Raw genomic sequence first — 26076 nt, 5'->3', positions numbered from 1 at the left:
GCCGCCGCGCTCACATCCCCACCTTGGCGTAGAGCTCGGCCACCTCGGCGCCACGGAGCACGCGCAGCGTGCCCGGGCGCTGGTCGCCGAGGGAGATGGGGCCGACGTCGGTGCGCACCAGCTCCAGCACCGGGTGGCCGACCTCGGCGAACAGCCGGCGCACGATGTGCTTGCGTCCCTCGTGCAGCACCACGCGGACCATGGTGCGCGTCTCGCCGAGGTCCACCACGGAGAACTTGTCGACGTGCACCGGACCGTCCTCGAGCTCCACCCCGTCCGACAGAATCCGGCCCAGGTTGCGGGGGATCCGGCCGTCGAGCGTCGCCAGGTAGGTCTTGAGGATCTCGTACGACGGATGCATGAGACGGTGGGCCAACTCGCCGTCGTTGGTGAGCAGGATCAGACCCTCGGTCTCCGCGTCGAGCCGGCCGACGTGGAAGATCCGCTGGCCCGCCATGACCCGCTCGGCGACGATGTCGCCGATGCACGGGCGGCCCAGGTCGTCGGACATCGTCGACTGCCATCCGCGCGGCTTGTTCAGCGCCAGGTACACCATGTCCTGGTCGATCACGATCCGGGCCCCGTCGACCCGCACCACCGACTCGGTGGGGTCGATGCGCATCCCCTGCCGCGTGACGATCTGGCCGTCCACCTCCACGCGTCCGCGGTCGATGAGGATCTCCGCGGCCCTGCGGGACGCCACGCCGGCCTGCGCCAACACCTTCTGCAGCCGCACGCCCTCGCCGGAGCCGCCGGAGCTTCCCGAGAACGAGGTGGCGGCGGGCCCGTCGGACTGGTTGCGCGCCGGGCGCGCGAAGCTCAGCATCGCCGGTTCGCGCTTGGTCCGCGTGGGCTTCGGCTTGCGCTGCGCCCCGGCCTTGCCGGCAGCGCTTCTGCCCGCGGCGCCCTTCGACGCGGCGCCCTTCGACGCGTTGCCCTTGGCGGTACCGCCTTTGTGCGCACCGCCGCGCCCTGCACCGCTCTTGCCGGGCGCTCCGGGCCTGCCGGCCCGTGCAGGTTTCCGCGCGGGGTGTCCGCCCTGCTGCGGGGAGCCGCCCGTCCTGCCGCGCTGCCGGCCCTCGCCGCCGTTGCCGCCGTGTTCACCGCGCGCGGGCCTGCCGGGCTGCGCGTCACGTGCGGGCTTGCGTCCGTGCGGCCTGCCGGCCCTTGCACGGTCGTCTCCCCCGGCGCGGGGGTGTCGGTCTCGATCCGGTGTGCCATCTCGGCGAGCGGGTCTCATCAGTGATCGTCCACATCTATTTCGGTTGTGTTCTCCTCGGCCGCGGAGGAGCGCGCGTGCATCTTCATGACCCGGGGATCGTCGTCGAGGTTGTCGCCGATGTACTCGATGACGTCCTCGTCCGGCAGCAGTGGCGCCAGCGGCGGAAGGTCCTCGAGCGAGTCCAGCCCGAGCCGTTCGAGGAACAGTCCGGTGGTGGCGTAGAGCGTCCCGCGGGTCTCGGGGTCCGGTCCGGCCTCGGTGATCAGTCCCCGCGCCACAAGAGTACGCATCACGCCGTCCGCGTTGACCCCGCGCACCGCCGCGACGCGGGTACGGGTCACCGGTTGACGGTATGCGATCACCGCCAGCGTCTCCAGCGCGGCCCTCGTCAGTGTGGCGCGCGTCCCGTCCAGCAGCAGCCGCTCCACGTACGGCGCATACTCGGTGCGGGTGAACAGGCGCCACCCGTCGCCGGTGAAGCGCAAGTCCATACCGCTGCCGGAGTCGTCGTAACGTCGGGACAGCGCCGCCAGCCGCGCCTGCGCACGCGCCTCCGGGATTCCGATCACCCCCGCGCACACTGCGACGGGCACCGGCGCGTCGGCCACAAGGAGCAGCGACTCGATGATGGCGTCCACGCGCTCATCCTCCGGGGGCGCAGCCTCCCGCTCCATGCCGGCGTCGACACCCGCACTGTCGCCACCGGCACCACCGGACGTCGTCATGCGTACTCCTCATCGTCGATGTCGTCGGCGCCGCCCTCGCCGGTCCATTCCACCAGCAGATCGCCGAGCGGTTCGGGTTGGTCGAAGGTGACGGCGCGCTGCCGGTACAGCTCCAGCAGGCCCAGGAAACGGGCGACGATCTCCAACCGGGTGCCGCATTCGTCCACCAGTTCGGTGAATGTCGCCCGCGCGTCGGCGCCGCGCTTCCGCAGCAGTGCGACGATGCGCTGCGCGTGCTCCTGCACCGACACGCGCGGCGCATGCAGGTGGTCCAGGCCCACCGACGGGACCTCCCTGGGGCGCATGGCGTAGGCGGCGATCTCCGCGAGCCGCTCGGGCGCGGCGCCGATCCGCACCTCCGGCAACAGGTCCGTGAACCGCTCCTCCAGCGGCACCGCCGCCGGATACCGCTGCAGCGCCGCCGCCTCGAGCTCCCGGAAGAGCTCGGCCACCTGCTTGTACGCGCGGTACTGCAGGATCCGCGCGAACAGCAGGTCGCGGATCTCGAGCAGTTCCAGGTCCGCCTCGTCCTCCACTTCTCCCGACGGCAGCAGCCGCGCCGCCTTGAGGTCCAGCAGTGTGGAGGCGACGACGAGGAACTCCGTCGTCTGGTCGAGGCCCATCTGCGCGCCGAGCTGTTTGGTGTAGGCGATGAAGTCGTCGGTCACCACGTGCAGGGCCACCTCGGTGACGTCCAGGCGGTGCTGGCCGATCAGCTGCAGCAGCAGGTCGAAGGGCCCCTCGAAGTTCTGCAGCCGGACGGTGAAGCCGCCGCCGTCGGCTGCGCCTTCACCGGCCGCGGCGTCTGCCACGGCGGCGTCAGCCCGCCCGGCCGGGTCCGGTGCCGGGCCTGCCGCGGTCACCGGCCCGTGCGGTGGATGACTTCGCGTGCCAGCGTCCGGTAGGACTGCGCGCCCGTGGATTTCGGGGCCCAGGTGGTGATCGGTTCACCCGCCACGGAGGTCTCCGGGAATCGGACCGTCCGCGAGATCACGGAGTCGAACACCGCGTCGCCGAAGACCTCGACCACCCGGGACATGACCTCCCGCGAGTGCAGAGTGCGCGCGTCGAACATCGTGACGAGGATGCCCTCGAGCGTCAGACGCGGGTTGAGGCGATCGCGGACCTTGTCGATGGTGTCGTTGAGCAGGGCGAGCCCGCGCAGGCTGAAGAACTCGCACTCCATGGGGATCAGCACGCTGTCCGCACACGCCAGCGCGTTCACCGTGAGCAGGCCCAGCGACGGCTGGCAGTCGATCAGCACGTAGTCGTAACGGTCGAGCACGGGGTGCAGCACGCGCGCCAAGGCCTGTTCCCGCCCGACCTCGCTGACCAGCTGGATCTCCGCCGCCGACAGGTCGATGTTGCTGGGCAGCAGGTCCAGCCCCTCGACGCGTGTGCGCATCACGACGTCGTCGATGTCCGCTCCTCGTTCGACGAGGAGGTTGTAGACGGTGCGTTCGAGATCGTGGTGCGCCACACCGAGCCCCGCGGAGAGGGCCCCCTGCGGGTCCAGATCCACCATGAGCACCCGGCGCCCGCACTCCGCGATCGCGGCGCCGAGGTTGATCGTGGAGGTGGTCTTGCCCACCCCGCCCTTCTGATTGCACATCGCGATCACCCGGGCTGTGCCGCCGCGGGGCGCCGGCCCCGGCTCGGGGATCTCGCGCACCGGACGCCCGGTGGGGCCCAGTTCCACGGCCTCCGGGGACGCCGCGTCGTCCGACCTGCGCTCCGGTGACCCGAACAGCCCGCCGTCCCCGGCCTCCGCGATGCCGCGATCGGATGCCGGCGGTTGCGCTGCAGTCACAATCGGTACTCCCCTCCGCTCGACGCGGGCCCGTTCCGTCGCGGCCAGTCTATTGTCCGACGCCTCCATGCGGAGCCTATCCGCCCGAGGGCCCGGGCCGCACGGCACCGTCCCCGCCCGGCTGCACGCCCGCGGACTCCGGCGGAACGTCACCGCGCCCGCGGGTGCGCACCGGCCCAGACCTCCCGCAGCGCGGTGACCGTCACCATGGTGTACACCTGCGTGGTCGACACCGACGCGTGCCCCAGCAGTTCCTGCACCACCCGCACATCCGCACCCCCGTCGAGCAGGTGCGTGGCGAACGAGTGCCGCAAGGTGTGCGGGGACACGCCCGCCGTGATCCCCGCGCGCGACGCTGCATCCTGCAGCACCTGCCATGCGCTCTGTCGCGACAGCCGTCCGCCGCGGGCATTGAGGAACATCGCCGCTCCCCCCCGCTTGGCCAGGGCGGGCCGGCCGCGCACCAGGTACGCGTCGATCGCCGCGACCGCCGGCCGTCCGACCGGGACGATGCGCTCCTTGCCGCCCTTGCCCGACAGGATCACCGAGCGCGTCTCCGCGTCGATGTCGTCGATGTCGAGTGCGATCGCCTCGGAGATCCGCGCCCCCGTCGAGTAGAGCGTCTCCAGCAGCGCCCTGTCCCGCAGTCCACGCGGTACCGCCGTCGCCCCGGAAGCGCCGGCCTCGGCCCCCTCCCCGGCACCTCCTGCGGCGTCGAGCAGCCGGAGCACCTCGTCGACCGTCAGCGCCTTCGGCAGCCGGCGGCCGGCGCGCGGCGGGTGCACCTCGCGTGCCACGTCCGCGGGGATGAGCCGCTCGGCCGCCGCGAACTTGTGCAGCCCGCGAGCCGCGACCAGGGCGCGCGCCGCGGAACTCGCCGCCAACGGCGGCACCCCCTCGACGGGGTCGCCGCGGCGGAGGTCCGCGAGGAATCCCGCCACCGTCGCCTCCGTTGCATCGGCGAGGTCGTGCACGCCCAGCGCGCGCAGGTAGCGCCCATACCGGTGCAGGTCGCGCGCGTAGGAGGCGAGCGTGTTGCGGGCCGCACCGCGCTCCACCGCAAGATGGTCCAGGTACCCGCGGATCTGCGTACTCAGCGCGTCGGCCCGCGCCGACGCCGCCTCGAGCTTGTCCGCGGGATCCATCTCAGCGGCCGCCCCGTGACCGTGCTCGCGCGGCGAACGCCGCGGCGGTCACCGGCGGCGGGGTATCCGGCGTGCGGGTCCGCCCGTGACCTGTGCGCACCGCGGACACCGCCAGGATGCCTGCGACGGCCGCCGCGTTGACGATCTCACCGGCGAACACCATCGCCATCGCCTCGCCCAGCGGGACGGACCGCACCTCGAGGTCGGCCTCCTCATCGTGCGCCTCGGGGCGGCCCACGTGCGTGATCCCCTCCGCCAGATACACGCGCAGGGTCTCGTCGGTGAATCCGGGCGACGCGGCCAGGTCCACGAGCACCGACCAGCGGGACGCCGCGAGCCCCGCTTCCTCGTGCAGCTCGCGTTGCGCGCCCGCCAGCGCCTCCTCGCCGGTGACGTCCATCAGCCCGGCGGGAAGCTCCCAGATCCGCCGCCCCAGCGGGTGCCGGTACTGCCGGATGAGCGTGATCCTGTCGTCCTCGTCGACGGCGGCGATGACCACCGCCGCATGGTGCTCCACCACCTCGCGGCGCGCAGTGGCGCCGCCCGGCATCGCCACCTCGTCCACTCGCAGGGCCACGATCGCGCCGTCGTAGACCGTCTCGGATCCCGCCACGGCGAAGTCGTGGCGGTCGCCGCCCGCAGCACCGTCGTCGCTCATGGGGCGCTCAGTCCTCCGCCATGGGGTGTTCAGTCCTCTGCGCCCGCGGGCACCCGCGCGGTGTCCACGTCGCCGTCCTCGGCCGGTTCGTGCCCCGCCGGCCCCTGCGCGTCGTCACGGCCGGGGATGTCCACCGGCAGCCGCTCCTCCGCCTTGTAGGCGAGCGCCGCGGCGACGAACGCGTCGAACAGGGGATGCGGGCGGGTGGGCCGGCTCTTGAGCTCCGGGTGCGCTTGCGTCGCTACGAAGAACGGGTGGGCCTCCCGCGGCAGTTCGACGAACTCGACGAGCCGGCCGTCCGGCGACGTCCCGCTGAACACCAGGCCCGTGGACGCGAGCCGCTCGCGGTAGGAGTTGTTCACCTCATAGCGGTGGCGATGCCGTTCACTGATGGTCTCCGCGCCGTAGGCCTGCGCCACGACCGAGCCGGGCAGCAGCTGCGCCGGGTAGGCGCCCAGACGCATCGTGCCGCCGAGGTCCGCCTCGCCCGCGACCGCGGCCTCCTGGTCGGCCATCGTCGAGATCACCGGATCGGGTGTGTCCGGGTCGAACTCCGTCGACCCGGCCTGCGTGATGCCCGCCGACCGCGCCGCCTCGATGACCACGCACTGCAGCCCCAGGCACAGGCCCAGCAGCGGGATGCCGCGTGTGCGAGCGAACCGGATCGCCCCCAGCTTGCCCTCGATGCCGCGGATGCCGAACCCGCCCGGGATGAGCACGCCGTCCACGTCGCCCAGCGCCGTGTGCGCGCCCGCCTCGGTTTCGCAGTCGTCCGAGGGCACCCACACGATCTCGACGCGCGCCCGGTGGGCGAACCCCCCGGCGCGCAGCGCCTCGGTCACCGACAGGTACGCGTCCGGCAGGTCGACGTACTTGCCGACGAGCGCGAGGCGCACGGTCTCCGTGGGCTCGTGCACCCGGCGCAGCAGGTCGCCCCAGACGGTCCAGTCGACGTCACGGAAGGGCAACCCGAGCTTGCGCACCACGTACGCGTCCAACTGGGCGCGGTGCAGCACCTTGGGGATGTCGTAGATGGACGGGGCGTCCGGGGTGGAGATGACGCCGTCGATATCGACGTCGCACATCAGCGCGATCTTGGCCCGCAACGGATCCGGCACGTCCCGGTCGGCGCGCAGGATCAGCGCATCGGGCTGGATGCCGATGTTCCGCAGTGCCGCCACCGAGTGCTGGGTGGGCTTGGTTTTCAGCTCCCCGGACGGGGCGAGGTAGGGGATCAGCGAGACGTGCATGAAGAACACGTTGTCCCGGCCCACGTCGTGCCGAATCTGGCGCGCGGCTTCGAGGAACGGCTGCGACTCGATATCGCCGACCGTGCCGCCGATCTCGGTGATGACGACGTCGGGGACATTGCCCTCGTCGTCTTCGCCCGCCATGGCGACGATGCGCCGCTTGATCTCGTCGGTGATGTGCGGGATCACCTGGACCGTGTCGCCGAGGTACTCGCCGCGGCGTTCCTTGGCGATCACCTCCGAGTACACCTGGCCGGTGGTGACGTTGGCGAAGCCGGACAAGTCCCTGTCCAGGAAGCGCTCGTAGTGGCCGATGTCGAGGTCCGTCTCCGCGCCGTCCTCGGTGACGAAGACCTCACCGTGCTGGAACGGGTTCATGGTGCCCGGGTCCACGTTGAGATACGGGTCCAGCTTCTGCATCGTCACCCGGAGCCCCCGGGAGATCAGCAGCTGGCCCAGGCTGGATGCGGTGAGTCCCTTGCCCAGCGACGAGGCGACGCCGCCGGTGACGAAGAGGTACTTGGTCGAAATACGCGCTGAACGGCGTGGCAGTTGCAACGAAGCTCCCGTGTGACCTTGCAGGTGGATGGATTGGGCCCGCCGACCCACGGGACCTCACGGTAACACCTCGCCCGGCGCCGCGCGCGCGGACGCTCCGAGTCCGTGGGCGCGGGCACGCCCTGACGGGCGGCGCCCGCCCGGGCGTGACGAGTCGGCACCGCGGGACCGCACCGCACCGCACCGCGCCGGGCCGGGCCGGGCCGGGCGGCGGCTACGAGACCGTGAGCGCCCCGGCCCCCGGACCCACGCCGAACTGTCCCGAGCGCCCTTCGAGTTCCTCGCGCAGCGCCAGCACGGTGCTGATCTGCCCCGCGCTGCGCTCGACGTTGTCGACGGTGCTCAGGTGGTGGGAGATCGCCGCGTCCGAACGCGCCACCGCCACGGCACCGTTGCCCTCCGCGGACCCCGCATCGCCGGCGAGCACGGTCCCCGCGCCTCGCGTGTCCATCGCCGCCGCGAACCGGGCGACGATCGGGCCCTTGTTGCCGTCGTCGGAGGTGCCCGTCACGACCAGCGCGAGCTGGCCGGGCTCGACGGTCCCGTCCTGGTAGGAGATGAACCCGCCGGACCGCAGCGTCTGCATCGCGAGATCCCGCTCGGCGGGGGTCGACTGTGGCTGGGCGGTCTCCGGGTCGAGCATCAGCACGGCGCCCAGGAGGTCGCCGCCCATGCTGCCCGGGTCGACGGCCCCGGTGCTCAGCTGCACGCCCGCAGGCACGACGTTGGTCACCGTCGCGCGCAGTTGATCGGCGCCCTGCGCGGTGACGAACGCCTCGGTCAGCCCCACCTGTCCGGTGACCGTGCCGCCCGCGGCGGCGACGAGGCCCACCGCCGCGTCGACGCTTTCCGGAGCTGCGCTGGGCGTCGTGAAGACCACCACGGTGCGGTCGGTGAGCGTCCCGCCGACGACCCGGCCCGCCACGGCGGAATCGAACCCGTCGGCGGCCTGCAACTGCAGGTTCTGCGCGTTCACCTGCGACTGCAGGTCGTGGACTTGCGATTGCAGATCCTGCTTGTCGTCGGTCAGTCCGGACAGCAGGTTGTCCGAGAGCACGGACGAGCCCAACACCACCCCGATGGCGAGTGCCAGGAAGATCGCCGCAATCGAGATGGCATGCTGGCGAAGCGAGATCACGTGAAAAGCTCCTGGAACTTCAGGGCGAGGGAATTCCAGGTGTCGACGGCCCAGTCGAGAATCTCCTGGCCCGTGCCCGTGACGGCCACCGCGGCCACCACCGCGAGCAGCGCCGCCAGGATGAGCATCGTGATGGCGAGCCCCGACACGCGGCTCCGGTACAGCGTGGCCACGGCCTTGCCGTCGACCAGCTTCTGGCCTACCTTCAGCCGGGTCAGGAACGCGGACGGGTGGGAATCGCCCCGGCTCCGGTCGAAGAAGTCGTCGAGGGACGCGCTGGCGCCGACGGTGACGATGAGCGCCGCGCCGTGATGGTCCGCCAGCAACAGCGCCAGGTCCGTGGGCGAGCCGGCGGCGGGGAACGTCATGGCCCCGATGCCCAGATCCTGGATCCGCTCCAGGCCGGGGGCGTGCCCGTCCTGGTCGGCGGGGAGCACGACCTGCGCCCCGCACCGCAGCGTCTCCGAAGTCACGTCGGCGGGATCGGCCACGATGAGGTCCGGCCGGTAGCCGCCCTTGACGAGCACGTCGGCGCCCTTGCCCACGCCCACCAGGACCGGCGAGTACTCCTTGACGAACGGCTTGAGCCGCTTGAGGTCCTCCGCATGCTCGGGACCGTCCGCGACGACGACGACGTGGCGGCCGTCGAGGTCGATGTCGATGTCCGGCACGCCCACGCCGTCGATCAGCAGCGGACTTTCACTCCGGATGAACTCGATCGCGTTGCCGGAGAAGGCCTCGAGATGGTTGACCAGGCCGGTCTTCGCCTCGATCATGAGGTCTTCGATCTCCACCCGGGACATCTCGGCGCCGCCGGCCAGCCGCCGCTCCCCCGAGTACACCGCGCCCTCGTGCACCCGGACGCGCGCGCCGTCCTTGACCTTGCGCAGCGCCTCCTCGCCCGCTTTGTCGATGAGGGTGACGCCCGCCGACACGAGCACCTCGGGCCCCAGGTTGGGGTACCGCCCCGAGATCGACTCCGAGACGTTGACGACCGCGGCGACCTTGGCCTCCACCAACGCGTCGGCGGTGACCCGGTCGAGATCGACCTCGTCGAGCACGACGACGTCGCCCTCCCCTACCCGGCCGAGCAGCTTCGTCGTGTCGCGGCCGACCCGGGCCAGGCCGACAGTGCCCGGGAGCGCATCTGTGCTTCGCGAGAGCAACGCAGGCATCTTCATGCCTGAAATGATGGACCGTCCGCGGCCCCACCCCGTGGAGGCGCGCCGGGGACAGCGGGGATTATGCGGCGATCACGGCCGCGCGGTCGGTCGACCGGCCCGATCCTCGCTCGCCGTCGCCAGCAGTTCCTCGGCATGCGCACGGCCGGTTTCGGTGTCATCGAGCCCGGCGAGCATCCGGGCGAGCTCGCCGACCCGCTCCTCGTCGTCGAGGTCGCGGACCGCGCTGCGGGCGCCCTCCTCCCCGACTTCCTTCCCGATGACAAGGTGCGCGTCCGCGAACGCCGCGACCTGCGGCAGATGCGTCACGACGATCACCTGATGCGTGCGGGCGAGCCGCGCGAGGCGGCGGCCGATCTCCACCGCCGCCCGGCCGCCGACCCCCGCATCGACCTCGTCGAACACGAGGGTGCCGCCGCCGCCCCGTCCGGCGAGCACCACCTCGATGGCCAACATGACGCGCGACAGCTCACCTCCCGAGGCGGTCTTGCCGATCGGAAGCGGATCGGCGGAGGGGTGCGAGCCCAGCAGCAGATCCACCGCGTCCGCCCCGTCCGCCGCCGCATGCACCTGCGCTCCGTCGACGGTGATCCGCCAGGGGTCGTCGTCGGCCGCCGCGATCAGGTCCACCTGCGCCGCCAGGCGCGACGTGCCCATCGCGAGGCCCGCGAGCTCCTCGGTGACCGCCTCGCCGAGCTTCGCCGCGGCGGACGCGCGGGCCCGGTGCAGCACGGACGCGGCGTCGGCCAGTTCACCGCGGAGGCTCTCGACGCGGTGTGCGAGTTCCGCCAGCGCCCCCTCGGACAGGTCGAGCCCCGACAACCGCTCCTCGGCATCCCGGGCCCAATCGAGGACGCCGTCGATGTCCGCCGCGTACTTGCGGGTCAGCCCTTTGAGCTCAGACTGCCGCTGCAGCAGGTCGTCCAGCGCCCGGCCGTCCGACGGCAGGTCCGCGAGATACCCCGCGACGTCGCCCGCCAGGTCCGACGACAGTACGGCGAGCTCGTCGAGACGGGGGACGAACGCGCGCAGCGCCGGGTCGTCGACGTTGCCGAGCCGCCCGCGTGCACCGGAGGCCAGGTCGGCGATCCCCTCCGCCTCGCCGGCGAACGACGACGCCCCGGACAGCGCCGCATGCACGTATTCGGCGGCCTCGCGGAGCGAATCGAGCTCCCCCAGGCGGCGCACCTCCGCCGCGATCGCGTCGTCTTCACCCGGCTGCGGATCCACGGCGGCGATCTCCTCCGCGCCCAGCCGCAGCCGGTCGGATTCCTGCGCCAGCTCCCGGGCCCGCTCGGTGCGCTCGGCGTACTCGTCGCGCGCCGCGCCGTAACTGCGGCGCGCCTCCCGGTAGTGCTCGAGCAGCGGGCCGATCTCGTCGGCGGCGAACGTGTCCAACGCGTGGCGGCGGCGTTCCGGCCGCAGCAGCCGGAGCTGGTCGTTCTGGCCGTGCACCGCCAGCAGGTGGCCCGTCAACCGGCCCAGCAGCCCGATGGGCACGCTGCGGCCGCCGAGATGCGCACGGGAACGGCCGTCCCTGCCGACGGTGCGCACGGCGATGATGCTGCCGTCCTCGTCCACCTCGGACGCACCGGCATCGACGATCTCGGCGACGGACGCGCGGGTGTCTGCGGGAAGGCCGTCGAGGATGAACCGTCCCTCCACCGCGGCGCGTTCCGCTCCCGTGCGCACGCGCCCGGCGTCCGAACGCGCGCCGCCCAGCAGGTGCAGGCTGGTCACCACCATCGTCTTGCCGGCGCCGGTCTCGCCGGTCAGCGCGGTGAACCCGGGGTGGAAACGCGCCGACGCGGCCGAGATCACCCCCAGTCCGTCGATTCGAATCTCCGCAAGCACACTCGAATCCTAACCATGCGCCATGATGGGCCCGCCGCGCCGGATGCGGCGGTGCGCCTCACGCGGCTCACCTCGCGCAGGGTCCGGTCAGGCTCCGCGGCCGCGCCAGCCGCGGACGGGCAGCGCGAACTTGTGCACCATCCGGTCGGCGAAGGGCACCGAGTCCAACCGCACCCACCGCACCGGGTGGCGGCCGCGCACGACTTCCAGCCGCGCCCCCGCGGGCACGTGCACCGCGCGCCGCCCGTCGCAGTACATCACCGCGCCGCTGCCCGACGGCTCCACCTCCACGGCGATCACCGACGACGGGCTCGTCACCATGGGCCGGGAGAACAGCGCATGCGCATTGTTGGGCACCACGAGGATCGCTTCCAACTCCGGCCACACCACCGGCCCGCCGGCGGAGAACGCGTAGGCCGTCGACCCGGTGGGGGTGGACACCAGCAGACCATCGCAGCCGAACGACGACACCGGACGCCCGTCGATCTCCAGCAGAAGCTCCAGCACGCCGACGTGCCGCCCCCGCTCGATGCTCACCTCGTTGAGCGCCCACCCGGCCGACTCCGTGGTCTCGCCGGAGCACAGGCGTACGTCGAGCGTCATCCGGTGCTCGATCCGGTAGTGGCCGCGGATGACGCTCCCCAGCGCCTCGTCCAAGTGGTCCGCCTCCGCCTCGGCCAGGAATCCGATGCGGCCGAGGTTGATGCCCAGCACCGGCGCGCCCGCGTACCAGGCGAGCTCCGCGGCCCGGAGGAACGTCCCGTCGCCGCCCAGCACGATCACCATCTCGCACCCGGCGGCCGCGCGGTGGTCATGCGGAACGACACGGGCCGGCGCACCGTGCGCGTCCCGGTTCGACCCGGCGCCGCGCAGTCCCGTGCGGTCGGCCTCGTCGTCGAGGACACGCAAGCCGATGCCGCCGTCCGCGAGAATGCGCGAGACCCGCCGGGCCGTGTCCGCTATCGACGCGCGGCCGGTATGCGCCACCAGCAGGATCTCGCGTTCCGCGGTGGGTTCTCCGGGGGCACGGCGTGCGGGGGCGGGGCCGGCCGCCGGACCGGATCGACCGATCATCGCGGCCCCTCCTCCACCGCCTGGCGCACGATCTCCTCGATCCCGTCCATTGCTGCGGCCGCTGCGCGCGCGGGCGCCCCCGCCGCGCCGTCGGCCGCGCTCGAGCGTCGCAGCCAAAGGAAATACTCGACGTTCCCGGAAGGCCCGGGCAACGGGCTGGCCACGGCACCGAGCGTCGCCAGGCCCAGCCCCGCGGCCGTGCGTGCCACACCGCAGACGGCCTCGGCCCGCAGCCCGGCGTCGCGCACGACGCCGCCGTGGCCGACGCGCTCCTTGCCCACCTCGAACTGCGGCTTCACCATCGGCAGCAAGTCCGCCCCAGGGCGGCTGCAGTCCCGCAACGCGGGCAGAACCAACGCGAGCGAGATGAAGGAGAGGTCGGAAACGACCAGGTCCACCGGGCCGCCGATCGTGTCCGGGTCCAGCGAGCGGACGTTCGTGCGGTCGTGCACGTGCACGCGCGGATCGTTCTGCAACCGCCAGATGAGCTGGCCGTATCCGACGTCCGCGGCCACCACCTCACTCGCGCCGCGCTGCAGCAGCACGTCGGTGAATCCGCCGGTGGACGCCCCCGCGTCGAGGCATCGTCGTCCCTCGACCGTGAGACCGTCCGGCCCGAATCCGTCCAGCGCGCCGAGCAGCTTGTGCGCCCCGCGCGAGGCCCAATCCACCTCGTCCGGGACCTCCGTCACGTGCAACGGGTCACCGGCGCTGACGCCGGTGGCGGGCTTCGCCACCGGCAACGGGCCCGAGCGCACCCGACCGTCCGCGATCAGCCGCGCCGCGTGTTCCCGCGACCGCGCCAGGCCACGGCGCACAAGTTCCGCATCCGCGCGTGCACGGCGAGCCATATCAGTTCCTGTCCAGCGTGCTGAGCGCCTCGAGCAACACCTCATGCGCCTGTTCGTACAACGGCGCCCGATCATCGCCGACGTAGCCGTCCGCCCTCTCGAGCAACGCGTGCACCTGCTCGCGCACCGCGTCGGGATCCGCCACGGGCGCGGCCGCCTCCGCGGGCGTCGGCACGTGGCCCCGCGCCCGTGCGCCGTGGTGGGGTCCGGAGTCGTCCATCGGTGCCAACGCTAGCCGATGCGGCGCGGGCGCCCCAACGGAGTGCTCCGTACCCGGCATACGGGAGCGCGGGTCACTCTGCGTTCCAGTCGCGAGCCAATGCGCTTGTCAACGGGTCGCTCCCGATGATCCGCCCCCGGAAATCGTGACGCCAGGCGGCGGCCGCCACTGCGCGCAGGCCGCGCATCGCCTGCCCTGCCGATTCGGCATACGGCTGATCCGTAGTACCGTCGGACGCCGCGAGCGCAGCACGATCGACGCCGATCCGCATGGTGCCTCCGTCGACCTCGACGCGCCAACCAGGCTGCGGGCCGACAGCGCAGGCGACCGCGGGCGACGCCAACGCGCCGAGCGAACCGGCCACATACGTGGGCCGCATGCCCGCTTCCGCCCGGATCGTCTCGGCGGCGGTCGACACCCCGGTGAGCACGAGCAGGCTGTCCAGTCCTGCGGCGCACGCTCCGGCGATGTCGGTGTCCAGGCGGTCGCCCACCACCAGCGGCCGTCGTGCACCGCCCTGACGCACCGCGTCGTCCATGATCGGCCGGCCGGGCTTGCCCGCCACCGTCGGCGCGACGCCGGTCGCCGTCGCCAGCGCCGCCACCAGTGCCCCGTTTCCGGGGAGCAGCCCCCGCTCGTCGGGGAGGGTCGAATCGACGTTCGTCGCCACCCACCAAGCCCCGTTGCGGACGGCGAGCGCGGCCTCCGCAAGATCCGCCCACGCGACCGTACGCGCGAACCCCTGGACCACCGCCGCCACCGACTCCGAATAGGCGCGGACCGGAAGCAGCCCCTGCCCCCGCACTTCGTCTGCCAGCGCCTCCGCGCCGACGACGAGCACCTGCGCGCCGGGCTCCATCCGGGATGCCACGAGACGCGCCCCGGCCTGTGCGCTCGTCACCACGTCCTGATCCTGCGCCCGGATTCCCAGCGCGTTGAGGTGTGCCGCCACGTCCGCGGGGCTCCGGCTCGCATTGTTGGTGACGAACATGCGCCGCGCAGGGGAGGCCGCCAGGGCGGCGTCGACTCCGTCGATCGGCTCCGCGCCCCGGTACACGGTGCCGTCGAGATCGAGCAGCAGCAGATCGTAGGCGTCCGACAAGGCGGCCGTCCCCGGCCGCACGGCATCCGGAGTGTCCGGATGCGTCGAGGGCTCTTCCGCCCCGTCGCCGTCGCGTACGTGATCGCCGGGCACCGAGGCCTACTCGCCGCCGGCCGCGCCGGCCGCCGTTTCCGAGCCGGACCCGCCCGCACTGAGGTCGGCGACCCGCTGCTCCGCATCGGTCTCTCCCTCGTCGTCCGCTGCGGCACAGTTGAGGAACCACTCGAGCGCCTCGCGTCCGCGGCCCGCGGCACGAAGAGCCTCCGCGTACACATAGAACAACCGGGCATACGCCGAACCCGTCTTCGCCGGGTCCAGGTCCTTTCCCTGCAGGGTGACGACCGCTGCATCGTATTTGCCCATGTCCATGCGCGCGCCCGCCACGACGATGTTGAGTTCGATGGCCGCCTCGCCGGTGAGGCGCCGGGCCTCTTCGCTGCGTGCGAGCTCGAGCGCGCGTTCCGGCCGTCCGAGTCCACGCTCACAGTCCGCCATCACCGCCAGCATCCCCGGTCCGCCTGCCATCCGACGCGCCGCCCGCAGTTCCGAGAGCGCCTCCGCCCATTCGCCCGCGTGGTACGCGGAGATCCCGGCCGCTTCACGCACCGCCGCGACGCGTCCGGCGCGGCCACGCGCGGCGCGCGCGTGCTCCAGCGCGGCCGTCGGATCCGTGTCGACGAGCCGCCCCGCCATGACGAGGTGCCGGGCTACCGTCTCCGCGTTGGCGCGGTCCAGCGTGTGCAGATCACGCTGGACGGACTTGTCCAGTTCCTCGGGCGTCGCGTCGTCGGGCAGTGCGGGTTCGGGATCCCTACGTTGACGCTGGGCCGCGTTGTCGTTGCCGTGCCGCGGCCGGCCGGACCTCTCGTTACCGCCGGCCCGGTACTGCGCGCCGCGCCCGCCGCCCCCGCGCTCGTCGGGTCTTCCGCCGTCCCGTCCGTGGGCACGCCCGCCCGAGCGCATGGAATCGCCGCGGGACCCGTCGCCGACGGCTCTGCCACCGGACCGGAAGCCACTTCTGCCGCCGTCGGGGTAGCCCCGCGTCCGGCCTTCGCGATCTCCGGCGCGGCGATCGGCGTCGCGGCCGCGATCGCCGCGTTGCGTGCGCTCGCGGCCGGCACCTTCGCCGGCCCGGTCGCGAGGCTGGGCGTGCCGACCGCGGGAACCGTTGTCTGCGCCTCGGCGTCGGTCGCCGGATGCGTCCCGGGGTTCCTGCGCGTTCATGCATCATCCTTGTGGTCGGTCTCGTCCACCGTTCGGAGAACAGCGGAAACAGCAGTGGAGGGAACCCCATACTATCGGGGTTCCCTCCACCGGCGATATTTGTGCGGCAGTGACCTACTCTCCCACACCCCACGGGTGCAGTACCATCGGCGCAGTAAGGCTTAGCTACCGGGTTCGGAATGGGACCGGGCGTGACCCTCACGCTATAACCACCGCAACACCATGCGACACACACCAACACACACGGTGCGGGTGTTGCCTCAGACACCGGACAGTGGACGCGAAACACAAGAACATAATTGTGGGTAAGCCTACGGCCTATTAGTACCGGTCACCTCCACCCCTCACAGGGCTTCCAGCTCCGGCCTATCAACCCCATCATCTCTAGGGGGCCTTACCCCACACAGGGGGAAAGAAACCTCATCTTGGAACAGGCTTCCCGCTTAGATGCTTTCAGCGGTTATCCCTCCCGAACGTAGCCAACCAGCAATGCCCCTGGCGGAACAACTGGCACACCAGAGGTTCGTCCGTCCCGGTCCTCTCGTACTAGGGACAGCCTTCCTCAAGTTTCTCACGCGCGCGGCGGATAGAGACCGAACTGTCTCACGACGTTCTAAACCCAGCTCGCGTGCCGCTTTAATGGGCGAACAGCCCAACCCTTGGGACCTACTCCAGCCCCAGGATGCGACGAGCCGACATCGAGGTGCCAAACCATCCCGTCGATATGGACTCTTGGGGAAGATCAGCCTGTTATCCCCGGGGTACCTTTTATCCGTTGAGCGACACCGCTTCCACAAGCCAGTGCCGGATCACTAGTCCCGACTTTCGTCCCTGCTCGACCCGTCAGTCTCACAGTCAAGCCCCCTTGTGCACTTGCACTCAACACCTGATTGCCAACCAGGCTGAGGGAACCTTTGGGCGCCTCCGTTACTCTTTAGGAGGCAACCGCCCCAGTTAAACTACCCACCAGGCACTGTCCCTGAACCAGATCATGGTCCGAGGTTAGAAGTCCGATACGATCAGAGTGGTATTTCAACAACGACTCCACACCGGCTGGCGCCGGCGCATCACAGTCTCCCACCTATCCTACACAAACCGAATCACACACCAATACCAAGCTATAGTAAAGGTCCCGGGGTCTTTTCGTCCTGCCGCGCGTAACGAGCATCTTTACTCGTAATGCAATTTCGCCGAGCCTGTGGTTGAGACAGCAGAGAAGTCGTTACGCCATTCGTGCAGGTCGGAACTTACCCGACAAGGAATTTCGCTACCTTAGGATGGTTATAGTTACCACCGCCGTTTACTGGGGCTTAAATTCTCAGCTTCGCGGCCCGAAAGCCACTAACCGGTCCTCTTAACCTTCCAGCACCGGGCAGGCGTCAGTCCGTATACATCGTCTTACGACTTCGCACGGACCTGTGTTTTTAGTAAACAGTCGCTTCTCTCTGGTCTCTGCGACCACACCCAGCTCCCACCGCACGGGTGTTCACCAGACATGGCCCCCCTTCTCCCGAAGTTACGGGGGCAATTTGCCGAGTTCCTTAACCACAGTTCTCTCGATCGCCTCGGTATTCTCTACCAGACCACCTGTGTCGGTTTGGGGTACGGGCCATGACACCACTCGCTAGAGGCTTTTCTCGACAGCATAGGATCACAGAATCCCCCACACCGGGGTCGCATCACCTCTCAGGCACCATGAGGCACGGATTTCCCTGCACCTCGCCCTACAGGCTTACACCAGTATCACCACTGACTGGCCCTGCTACCTTCCTGCGTCACCCCATCGCTTGGCTACTACCAGATCAGGTCCCACGCATCCACCACACGCCCTGCACCCGAAAGTGCACGACACGGGCTTCAGGATGGTTAGTCTCACTGATTCACCACGGGCGCGATATCACGGGTACGGGAATATCAACCCGTTGTCCATCGACTACGCCTGACGGCCTCGCCTTAGGTCCCGACTCACCCTGGGCGGATTAACCTGGCCCAGGAACCCTTGGTCATTCGGCGGACGAGTTTCCCACTCGTCTTTCGCTACTCATGCCTGCATTCTCACTCGCGCAGCCTCCACGACTAGATCACTCTGCCGCTTCCCCGGCTACACGACGCTCCCCTACCCACCCACACGGCTGCACACCCACCCGCAGGCAGATGCGAACCAACATGTGAGTGCCGCGGCTTCGGCGGTGTACTTGAGCCCCGCTACATTATCGGCGCAGGACCACTCGACCAGTGAGCTATTACGCACTCTTTCAAGGATGGCTGCTTCTGAGCCAACCTCCTGGCTGTCTTCGCAATCCCACATCCTTTCCCACTTAGTACACGCTTAGGGGCCTTAGCCGGCGATCTGGGCTGTTTCCCTCTCGACTACGAAGCTTTTCCCCCGCAGTCTCACTGCCACGCTCTCACACCACAGCATTCGGAGTTTGGCTGACGTCAGTAACCCGGTAAGGCCCATCAGCCAACCAGTAGCTCTACCTCCATGGTGAAACACGCGACGCTGCACCTAAATGCATTTCGGGGAGAACCAGCTATCACGGAGTTTGATTGGCCTTTCACCCCTACCCACAACTCATCCCCTCAGTTTTCAACCTAAGTGGGTTCGGGCCTCCACGACGTCTTACCGTCGCTTCACCCTGGCCATGGGTAGATCACTCCGCTTCGGGTCTAGAACATGCCACTCTGGCGCCCTCTTCGGACTCGCTTTCGCTACGACTACCCCACACGGGTTAACCTCGCGACATGCCACTAACTCGCAGGCTCATTCTTCAAAAGGCACGCCATCACCCACCGCAGACCAAACTACGCGCAGGCTTTGACGGATTGTAAGCACACGGTTTCAGGTACTCTTTCACTCCCCTCCCGGGGTACTTTTCACCATTCCCTCACGGTACTATCCGCTATCGGTCACCAGGGAGTATTCAGGCTTACCGGGTGGTCCCGGCAGATTCACAGCAGATTCCACGGGCCCGCTGCTACTCGGGCACCACGACAAGGCAGACACACAGCTTTCACGTACGGGACTCTCACCCACTACGGCAGGCCATCCCAGACCACTTCCGCTAACCATGTGTTTTCTCCAACTACCCGCCGGCACGGCAGCACCGGCACATCGCAGCCCCACAACCCCACACACACAACCCCTGCCGGGTATCACATGCGCATGGTTTAGCCTCATCCGCTTTCGCTCGCCACTACTCACAGAATCACATATTGTTTTCTCTTCCTACGGGTACTGAGATGTTTCACTTCCCCGCGTTCCCTCCACACGCCCTATACATTCAGGCGCGGGTAACAGCGCATCACCGCTGCTGGGTTTCCCCATTCGGACATCCTCGGATCACAGCTCGGTTGACAGCTCCCCGAGGCTTAACGCAGCCTCCCACGTCCTTCATCGGCTCCTGGTGCCAAGGCATCCACCGTGTGCTCTTACACACTTACAACACAAAGATCAAAGATGCTCGCGTCCACTGTCCAGTTCTCAAACAACACACACACCCACCAGCCCGCCACACCGCACAACCAACCCCGCACAACACCCGGAACCAGCCACACGACACCACCGACGGGCCCGCCGGCGCATCACATCAAGACAACCCACCACACACAAACGCGCAGCGTGTTCCCTCAAAGCCCAACAGCATGCCGACTAGCGCCCCCACCCCACACGACACCCACCACCCACGGCGGGCCCGAACGAGGCTCCTGCAATCAAAGCGGCCAGTGTCCACCCATGAGCAACCCCAGACCACACACACGGCGGTCACTGAGGCACTGTAATGCTCCTTAGAAAGGAGGTGATCCAGCCGCACCTTCCGGTACGGCTACCTTGTTACGACTTCGTCCCAATCGCCGATCCCACCTTCGACGGCTCCCTCCCACAAGGGGTTGGGCCACCGGCTTCGGGTGTTACCAACTTTCATGACGTGACGGGCGGTGTGTACAAGGCCCGGGAACGTATTCACCGCAGCGTTGCTGATCTGCGATTACTAGCGACTCCGACTTCATGGGGTCGAGTTGCAGACCCCAATCCGAACTGAGGCCGGCTTTAAGGGATTCGCTGAACCTCACGGTCTCGCAGCCCTCTGTACCGACCATTGTAGCATGTGTGAAGCCCTGGACATAAGGGGCATGATGACTTGACGTCGTCCCCACCTTCCTCCGAGTTGACCCCGGCAGTCTCCTGCGAGTCCCCACCATTACGTGCTGGCAACACAGGACAAGGGTTGCGCTCGTTGCGGGACTTAACCCAACATCTCACGACACGAGCTGACGACAGCCATGCACCACCTGTACACCAGCCACAAGGGAAACCGTGTCTCCACGGCGATCCGGTGTATGTCAAACCCAGGTAAGGTTCTTCGCGTTGCATCGAATTAATCCACATGCTCCGCCGCTTGTGCGGGCCCCCGTCAATTCCTTTGAGTTTTAGCCTTGCGGCCGTACTCCCCAGGCGGGGTACTTAATGCGTTAGCTACGGCACAGAACCCGTGGAAGGGCCCCACACCTAGTACCCACCGTTTACGGCGTGGACTACCAGGGTATCTAATCCTGTTCGCTCCCCACGCTTTCGCTCCTCAGCGTCAGTTACTGCCCAGAGACCCGCCTTCGCCACCGGTGTTCCTCCTGATATCTGCGCATTTCACCGCTACACCAGGAATTCCAGTCTCCCCTGCAGTACTCAAGTCTGCCCGTATCGCCCGCACGCCCACAGTTAAGCTGCGAGTTTTCACGGACGACGCGACAAACCGCCTACGAGCTCTTTACGCCCAGTAATTCCGGACAACGCTCGCACCCTACGTATTACCGCGGCTGCTGGCACGTAGTTGGCCGGTGCTTCTTCTGTACCTACCGTCACTTCCGCTTCGTCGGCACTGAAAGAGGTTTACAACCCGAAGGCCGTCATCCCTCACGCGGCGTCGCTGCATCAGGCTTGCGCCCATTGTGCAATATTCCCCACTGCTGCCTCCCGTAGGAGTCTGGGCCGTGTCTCAGTCCCAGTGTGGCCGGTCGCCCTCTCAGGCCGGCTACCCGTCGTCGCCTTGGTAGGCCATTACCCCACCAACAAGCTGATAGGCCGCGGGCCCATCTCACACCGCTACATAACGCTTTCCACCACACCCCATGCGGCATGTGGTCCTATCCGGTATTAGACCCGGTTTCCCAGGCTTATCCCAGAGTGCAAGGCAGATCACCCACGTGTTACTCACCCGTTCGCCACTCGAGTACCCCCGAAGGGGCCTTTCCGTTCGACTTGCATGTGTTAAGCACGCCGCCAGCGTTCGTCCTGAGCCAGGATCAAACTCTCCGTTGAAAGATCAACAACCCGCCGCCCGCCGACACCACCACACACAGCAGCAGCACCGACACCACGACGAATCAGTCAAATCACATCGAGAAATCCACTAGCAAAACAAACCTAGCTTCAAAAAACATCGAGCCGCACCTCCCGACAGGGAATGGAAGACACGACCCGCAAACAGCCACACCCTGCCACAAAGACAAGGCATGACATGCCAAAAAATTTTGGCACTGGCATTCATCGACACACTGTTGAGTTCTCAAAGAACACGCACAACCACCACCACCCGGAACACTCCCCGGCGAACTGCGGCCGCACCTGCTGGAAACACCGTAGCACACTCGCAAGCGCACCGCCCCCAGCCCCTTCCGGGCTTGGGAGCTGCTCTCGCCGCTCCGGCCCGACCAAAGTTACGCCCACCCCCACCCAAACACAAATCCCCAGGTCAAACTCGGTGCACGACGCGGTCCCGCATCACGGTGGCACGGTAACGGCCGGCGTGCCGACGCCTCAGTGCACGCGTTCGATCTTGGCGCCGAGCCTGGCGAGATCCTCGACGAAGTCGGGGTAGCCGCGATCGATGTGATGCACATCGTGAATCTCGGTGGTTCCGTCGGCCACGAGTCCCGCCAGAACCAGGCCCGCCCCCGCGCGGATATCGGAAGACCACACGGGCGCGCTCGACAATCGCTCGATGCCCTGCAGGCCCACGTGATGGCCGTCCACCCGCGCCTGAGCCCCGAGGCGCACCATCTCCTCGACGAACCGGAAGCGGGCCTCGAAGATGTTCTCGGTGATCATCGAACTTCCGAGAGCGATCGAGTCGAGAACGATCGCCATCGGTTGCAGATCCGTCGGGAATCCCGGATACGGGAGAGTCGAGAAATTGACCGCAAGGGGGCGCTCCTGCTGGTGCACACGGAACCCGTCGCCGAATTCGGTGATCTCCGCGCCGGCTGCACGAAGCTTGTCCAGGACCAGCGTCAGATGTCCGGGGTCGATCCCGCGTACCGCAACGTCGCCGCAGGTGACCGCGGCGGCGATGCCCCACGTGGCCGCGACGATCCTGTCGCCGATCACACGGTGAGTCGTAGGGTGCAGCCGTTGTACGCCCACCACCCTCAGCACCGGGGATCCCGCACCGGTGATCCTGGCCCCCATCTGGTTGAGCATCTCGCACAGATCGACGATGTCCGGTTCCCGGGCGGCGTTGACGATCGTCGTCTCCCCTTCCGCCAGCACCGCCGCCATGAGAATGTTCTCCGTGGCGCCGACGGAAGGGAACTCCAGAGTCATCTCGGCGCCGGAGAGTATATCGGCCTCGGCGACGACGCAGCCGTGTTCGATCCGCGACACCGCGCCGAGCGCGCGCAGACCGGCCTGATGCATGTCCAAGGGCCTGGAACCGATCGCATCGCCCGCCGGGGAGAGCCACCACCGCGCGACGGCACCGCGCCAGCAGCGGGCCGAGTACGCACACCGACGCGCGGAACTTCTCGACCGCTTCGAAGTCTGCGCGATACCGCGGCATCGCCGGCACGCTGATCTCGACGACGTCGCCGTCGAGCCGCACATCGCAGCCGAGCCCCTCGAGCACATCGGCCATCAGCGGCACGTCGAGGATCTCCGGGCAGTTCGTGATGCGCGTCGTGCCTTCGGCCAGCAACGCTGCAGCCATGAGCTTGAGCACGCTGTTCTTCGCGCCGGTGACACGCACCTCCCCGGCGAGGCTCACGCCGCCGGTCACCAGGAATCTCTCAGTCACAGGGTCACAGCCTAGGCCAGCAGGACGGTACCGTGAGCACATGGCCGTACATATCACACGCGTATACACCCGGACCGGCGACGATGGCACAACGGGCTTGAGCGATTTCTCGCGAGTGCACAAGACCGATCCCCGGCTGGTCGCCTACGCGGACTGCGACGAAGCGAATGCGGCGATCGGTCTCGCCGTCGCCCTGGGGCAGCCGTCCGAGCCTGTGCTGGGCGTCCTTCGACAGATCCAGAACGATCTGTTCGACGCCGGCGCAGACCTTGCGACGCCCGTCGCCGACAACCCGAAGTACCCGCCCCTGCGCATCACCACCGGATACATCGACCGGCTGGAGTCCTGGTGCGACGAGTTCAACGCGGATCTTCCGAAGCTCGACTCATTCATCCTGCCGGGGGGCACGCCCCTCGCAGCACTCCTGCACTCGGCCCGCACTGTCGCGCGGCGCGCCGAACGTTCTGCGTGGGCGCAGGTGGAACGCCGGCCGGAAGCGACCAACGTGCTGCCCGCCAAGTACCTCAACAGGCTCTCCGACCTGTTGTTCATCCTCAGTCGGGCGGCCAATCCCGGCGGCGACGTCCTGTGGCAGCCCGGCGGAGGCGCCGCTGACGGCGCCTGACTCGACGGGCCGCGCGCCCCCGTCGGCTAACGATGCCGGCGGGGCGCGCGCCGCAGTGAACGCTCCGGCGGGCGGGACTCCACCCAGGACTGGAAGGCCGTCATCGACTCGCGCTCCAACGCGATCTCCACGTGGAGTCCGTCGCCGTCGACCGCCACGATGGGCATGGACCGGCTCATGATCTCCAACTCCGTGCCCACCGGCGTGCGCTTGCCGCCCAACTCGAGCCGGCTGCGGCGGAAGTGGAGGTCCGCGAACATGCGCAGGCTCGACAATCGGAAGTAGCGCACGCCACTGTCCCCATAGACGATCACCCCATGCCGCCAGCCCGCCCCGTCTGCGGCCGGCAATCGGCGCAGGATCACGGAGGTCGACCCGCGTCGCACGACGTAGTACCGATAGCAGAAGGCCGCGACGAGCCAGAGGGCTATCGCCCCTACCAGCACACACACCACAGTGATGACGATTGCCATCGTGGTAGGCACTGGTGGGGACCCCTGACTTGTCGCGGCCGTGAGACGTGCTCGATTCTACTGCGTCACGTCAGGCGCGCTCGACCGCCTTGAGCCGTCCGCGTGCGCGCGAGATCTCCACCTCGTCGGCGCCGGCGTCGTCCAGCACCCGGCGGGCCTCCTCGACGTCGATCTCATCGGACCAGTCCGCGGTTTCGGCGAGAATGCTCACCTTCTGCCCGGTGACGGCGAGGAACCCGCCGTGCACCGCCGCCACGCGGCGCTCGCCCTCGGAGGTCGTGATCGCGATGATCCCGCCCTCCACGAGCTGTCCGAGAACCGGAGCGTGACCGGGCATGATCCCGATCTCACCCTCGGTGGTCTGCGCGGAGACGAGTGTGGCCGACCCGGACCACATCCGCTCCTCCACCGCGACCACTTCCACGGTCATCTCAGCCACGGGCCACCGTCACTTCCCGGCGATCTTCGCCGCGTTCGCCTCGACGTCGTCGAGTCCGCCGCAGCTGTTGAAGGCCTGCTCGGGCAGGTGGTCGTACTCGCCCTTGGTGACCTTGTCGAAGGCCTCGATCGTATCGGTGAGCGGAACCACGGAGCCGACCTGACCGGTGAACTTCTCCGCGACGAGGAAGTTCTGGCCGAGGAACTTCTCGAGACGCCGCGCACGGCCGACGAGCACCTTGTCCTCTTCGGAAAGCTCGTCCATGCCGAGAATCGCGATGATGTCCTGCAGCTCCTTGTACTTCTGCAGGATCCGGATGACCTCCTGGGCCACCCGGTAGTGCTCATCACCGACGATGGCCGGCTCGAGGATCCGCGAGGTCGACGTCAGCGGGTCGACCGCCGGGTAGATGCCCTTCTGCGTGATGGCACGCGAGAGCTCCGTGGTGGCGTCGAGGTGCGCGAACGTGGTCGCGGGCGCGGGGTCCGTGTAGTCGTCGGCGGGCACGTAGATGGCCTGCAGCGACGTGATCGATCGGCCACGGGTCGAGGTGATCCGTTCCTGCAGCTGGCCCATCTCGTCGGCCAGCGTGGGCTGGTAGCCCACCGCCGACGGCATGCGGCCCAGCAGCGTGGACACCTCGGAGCCGGCCTGGGTGAAGCGGAAGATGTTGTCGATGAACAGCAGAACGTCCTGGTTCTGCACGTCACGGAAGTACTCCGCCATCGTCAGGGCCGACAGCGCCACACGCATACGCGTGCCCGGCGGCTCGTCCATCTGGCCGAACACCAGGGCGGTGTCGGGCAGCACGCCCATCTCGTCCATTTCCAGGATGAGGTCGGTGCCTTCACGGGTGCGCTCGCCGACGCCGGCGAACACCGAGGTACCGGAGAACTCGCGGGCGATACGGGTGATCATCTCCTGGATGAGCACCGTCTTGCCCACGCCGGCGCCGCCGAACAGGCCGATCTTGCCGCCCTTGACGTACGGCGTCAGCAGGTCGATGACCTTGATGCCCGTCTCCAGGATCTCGGTCTTGCCCTCGAGCTGGTCGAAGGCCGGCGGCTCGCGGTGGATGCCCCACTGCTCGCCGTCGCGGCCCGTTCCCGGCGCGTCGAGGCAGTCGCCGAGCGCGTTGAAGACGTGGCCCTTGACGACGTCGCCGACGGGCACGGAGATCGGCTTTCCGGTGTCGGACACGGGCGTCCCGCGGACGAGGCCGTCGGTCGGCTGCATCGAAATCGTGCGCACCAGGCTGTCGCCCAGATGCTGCGCCACCTCGAGCGTGAGCTTCTTGGCGACCGACTCCAGGGCGATGTCGGCGTGCAGTGCGTTGTAGAGGGCCGGGACGGCACCGCGGGGGAACTCGACGTCCACAACGGGGCCGATGACCCGCACGACCCGCCCTGCGGCAGAGGTGCCGGACGCGGAGTCCTGCGTCATTGCTGCGGTCATTG

Annotated in this window: 19 protein-coding genes, 3 rRNA genes and 1 pseudogene; 1 reads left to right on the top strand and 22 read right to left on the bottom strand. The window is 68.6% G+C overall.

What is annotated here, in order from left to right; genetic code table 11:
* Nucleotides 1-10: 10 nt before the first annotated feature.
* The 19 genes and pseudogenes from H4F70_RS09500 to murA form a co-directional block, all read right to left on the bottom strand.
* Entirely contained in the window at nucleotides 11-1240 is a 1230-nt protein-coding gene (locus tag H4F70_RS09500) for a pseudouridine synthase (RefSeq protein WP_182359953.1), read from the bottom strand.
* Nucleotides 1240-1947, bottom strand: coding sequence for an SMC-Scp complex subunit ScpB (gene scpB, locus H4F70_RS09495; RefSeq protein WP_182349478.1), 708 nt, complete (start codon nucleotides 1945-1947; stop codon nucleotides 1240-1242). The genes H4F70_RS09500 and scpB overlap by 1 nt, the downstream gene beginning before the upstream one ends.
* On the bottom strand, nucleotides 1944-2810 hold the full coding sequence (locus H4F70_RS09490; protein WP_182359952.1) for a segregation and condensation protein A: 867 nt from the start codon (nucleotides 2808-2810) through the stop codon (nucleotides 1944-1946). The genes scpB and H4F70_RS09490 overlap by 4 nt, the downstream gene beginning before the upstream one ends.
* Nucleotides 2807-3697, bottom strand: coding sequence for a ParA family protein (locus H4F70_RS09485; protein ID WP_235681524.1), 891 nt, complete (start codon nucleotides 3695-3697; stop codon nucleotides 2807-2809). The genes H4F70_RS09490 and H4F70_RS09485 overlap by 4 nt, the downstream gene beginning before the upstream one ends.
* A 209-nt stretch (nucleotides 3698-3906) precedes the next feature.
* Nucleotides 3907-4902: a site-specific tyrosine recombinase XerD gene (gene xerD / locus H4F70_RS09480; protein WP_182359950.1), complete on the bottom strand. Its 996-nt coding sequence runs from the start codon at nucleotides 4900-4902 to the stop codon at nucleotides 3907-3909.
* A 1-nt stretch (nucleotide 4903) separates the two neighbouring features.
* Complete coding sequence (locus tag H4F70_RS09475; RefSeq protein WP_182359949.1) at nucleotides 4904-5560, bottom strand: NUDIX domain-containing protein; 657 nt, start codon at nucleotides 5558-5560, stop codon at nucleotides 4904-4906.
* 29 nt (nucleotides 5561-5589) lie between these two features.
* Entirely contained in the window at nucleotides 5590-7362 is a 1773-nt protein-coding gene (locus H4F70_RS09470) for a CTP synthase (RefSeq protein ID WP_182360301.1), read from the bottom strand.
* Nucleotides 7363-7582: 220 nt separating this feature from the next.
* Nucleotides 7583-8506 carry a copper transporter gene (locus H4F70_RS09465; protein ID WP_182359948.1) on the bottom strand — a complete coding sequence of 308 codons (924 nt, stop codon included), beginning with the start codon at nucleotides 8504-8506 and terminating at the stop codon, nucleotides 7583-7585.
* The gene (steA, locus tag H4F70_RS09460) at nucleotides 8503-9687 is read right to left on the bottom strand and encodes a putative cytokinetic ring protein SteA (protein WP_182359947.1); all 1185 of its coding nucleotides are present in this window, start codon (nucleotides 9685-9687) and stop codon (nucleotides 8503-8505) included. The genes H4F70_RS09465 and steA overlap by 4 nt, the downstream gene beginning before the upstream one ends.
* Before the next feature lie 72 nt (nucleotides 9688-9759).
* On the bottom strand, nucleotides 9760-11541 hold the full coding sequence (gene recN / locus H4F70_RS09455) for a DNA repair protein RecN (protein ID WP_182359946.1): 1782 nt from the start codon (nucleotides 11539-11541) through the stop codon (nucleotides 9760-9762).
* Between the two features lie 87 nt (nucleotides 11542-11628).
* The gene (locus H4F70_RS09450) at nucleotides 11629-12615 is read right to left on the bottom strand and encodes an NAD kinase (RefSeq protein ID WP_182359945.1); all 987 of its coding nucleotides are present in this window, start codon (nucleotides 12613-12615) and stop codon (nucleotides 11629-11631) included.
* Nucleotides 12612-13466: a TlyA family RNA methyltransferase gene (locus H4F70_RS09445; RefSeq protein WP_182359944.1), complete on the bottom strand. Its 855-nt coding sequence runs from the start codon at nucleotides 13464-13466 to the stop codon at nucleotides 12612-12614. The genes H4F70_RS09450 and H4F70_RS09445 overlap by 4 nt, the downstream gene beginning before the upstream one ends.
* A gap of 1 nt (nucleotide 13467) precedes the next feature.
* The gene (locus H4F70_RS09440) at nucleotides 13468-13686 is read right to left on the bottom strand and encodes a hypothetical protein (protein ID WP_182360574.1); all 219 of its coding nucleotides are present in this window, start codon (nucleotides 13684-13686) and stop codon (nucleotides 13468-13470) included.
* Between the two features lie 73 nt (nucleotides 13687-13759).
* Nucleotides 13760-14809, bottom strand: a complete 1050-nt coding sequence (locus H4F70_RS09435) for an HAD-IIA family hydrolase (protein WP_182360300.1) — start codon at nucleotides 14807-14809, stop codon at nucleotides 13760-13762.
* 78 nt (nucleotides 14810-14887) lie between these two features.
* Nucleotides 14888-15751, bottom strand: coding sequence for a tetratricopeptide repeat protein (locus H4F70_RS09430; RefSeq protein ID WP_235681440.1), 864 nt, complete (start codon nucleotides 15749-15751; stop codon nucleotides 14888-14890).
* A gap of 362 nt (nucleotides 15752-16113) precedes the next feature.
* Nucleotides 16114-16229: ribosomal RNA gene (gene rrf, locus H4F70_RS09425) — 5S ribosomal RNA — on the bottom strand.
* A gap of 84 nt (nucleotides 16230-16313) precedes the next feature.
* Nucleotides 16314-19458: ribosomal RNA gene (locus H4F70_RS09420) — 23S ribosomal RNA — on the bottom strand.
* A 347-nt stretch (nucleotides 19459-19805) separates the two neighbouring features.
* Nucleotides 19806-21329: ribosomal RNA gene (locus tag H4F70_RS09415) — 16S ribosomal RNA — on the bottom strand.
* The 16S, 23S and 5S rRNA genes sit together here, the layout of an rRNA operon.
* A 498-nt stretch (nucleotides 21330-21827) precedes the next feature.
* Nucleotides 21828-23082 (bottom strand): annotated as a pseudogene (gene murA / locus H4F70_RS09410) (UDP-N-acetylglucosamine 1-carboxyvinyltransferase).
* 40 nt (nucleotides 23083-23122) lie between these two features.
* Between murA and H4F70_RS09405 the strand changes: the two are divergent.
* Nucleotides 23123-23707 (top strand): cob(I)yrinic acid a,c-diamide adenosyltransferase, encoded by a 585-nt coding sequence (locus H4F70_RS09405; RefSeq protein WP_182359943.1) that lies wholly within the window; start codon nucleotides 23123-23125, stop codon nucleotides 23705-23707.
* A gap of 26 nt (nucleotides 23708-23733) precedes the next feature.
* Here H4F70_RS09405 and H4F70_RS09400 read toward each other — a convergent pair whose 3' ends face one another.
* The 3 genes from H4F70_RS09400 to atpD form a co-directional block, all read right to left on the bottom strand.
* Nucleotides 23734-24180, bottom strand: a complete 447-nt coding sequence (locus tag H4F70_RS09400) for a DUF2550 domain-containing protein (RefSeq protein WP_182348093.1) — start codon at nucleotides 24178-24180, stop codon at nucleotides 23734-23736.
* Between the two features lie 70 nt (nucleotides 24181-24250).
* The gene (locus H4F70_RS09395; RefSeq protein WP_182359942.1) at nucleotides 24251-24619 is read right to left on the bottom strand and encodes a F0F1 ATP synthase subunit epsilon; all 369 of its coding nucleotides are present in this window, start codon (nucleotides 24617-24619) and stop codon (nucleotides 24251-24253) included.
* 9 nt (nucleotides 24620-24628) lie between these two features.
* Nucleotides 24629-26074 (bottom strand): F0F1 ATP synthase subunit beta, encoded by a 1446-nt coding sequence (atpD, locus tag H4F70_RS09390; protein WP_182348095.1) that lies wholly within the window; start codon nucleotides 26072-26074, stop codon nucleotides 24629-24631.
* Between the last annotated feature and the right edge of the window lie 2 nt (nucleotides 26075-26076).

The organism is Tomitella gaofuii (assembly GCF_014126825.1).
In the GTDB taxonomy this organism is placed as follows: domain Bacteria; phylum Actinomycetota; class Actinomycetes; order Mycobacteriales; family Mycobacteriaceae; genus Tomitella; species Tomitella gaofuii.
Note: the sequence above shows the minus strand (reverse complement) of the source record. Positions and strands in the feature narration are given on the sequence as shown.

What these genes read in the sequence shown, in the direction of transcription:
- H4F70_RS09500 (WP_182359953.1), bottom strand. Translation starts at nt 1,240, where the DNA reads ATGAGACCCGCTCGCCGAGATGGCACACCGGATCGAGACCGACACCCC.
- scpB (WP_182349478.1), bottom strand. Translation starts at nt 1,947, where the DNA reads ATGACGACGTCCGGTGGTGCCGGTGGCGACAGTGCGGGTGTCGACGCC.
- xerD (WP_182359950.1), bottom strand. Translation starts at nt 4,902, where the DNA reads ATGGATCCCGCGGACAAGCTCGAGGCGGCGTCGGCGCGGGCCGACGCG.
- H4F70_RS09475 (WP_182359949.1), bottom strand. Translation starts at nt 5,560, where the DNA reads ATGAGCGACGACGGTGCTGCGGGCGGCGACCGCCACGACTTCGCCGTG.
- steA (WP_182359947.1), bottom strand. Translation starts at nt 9,687, where the DNA reads ATGAAGATGCCTGCGTTGCTCTCGCGAAGCACAGATGCGCTCCCGGGC.
- H4F70_RS09450 (WP_182359945.1), bottom strand. Translation starts at nt 12,615, where the DNA reads ATGATCGGTCGATCCGGTCCGGCGGCCGGCCCCGCCCCCGCACGCCGT.
- H4F70_RS09445 (WP_182359944.1), bottom strand. Translation starts at nt 13,466, where the DNA reads ATGGCTCGCCGTGCACGCGCGGATGCGGAACTTGTGCGCCGTGGCCTG.
- H4F70_RS09440 (WP_182360574.1), bottom strand. Translation starts at nt 13,686, where the DNA reads ATGGACGACTCCGGACCCCACCACGGCGCACGGGCGCGGGGCCACGTG.
- H4F70_RS09430 (WP_235681440.1), bottom strand. Translation starts at nt 15,751, where the DNA reads ATGCGCTCGGGCGGGCGTGCCCACGGACGGGACGGCGGAAGACCCGAC.
- H4F70_RS09405 (WP_182359943.1), top strand. Translation starts at nt 23,123, where the DNA reads ATGGCCGTACATATCACACGCGTATACACCCGGACCGGCGACGATGGC.
- H4F70_RS09400 (WP_182348093.1), bottom strand. Translation starts at nt 24,180, where the DNA reads ATGGCAATCGTCATCACTGTGGTGTGTGTGCTGGTAGGGGCGATAGCC.
- atpD (WP_182348095.1), bottom strand. Translation starts at nt 26,074, where the DNA reads ATGACCGCAGCAATGACGCAGGACTCCGCGTCCGGCACCTCTGCCGCA.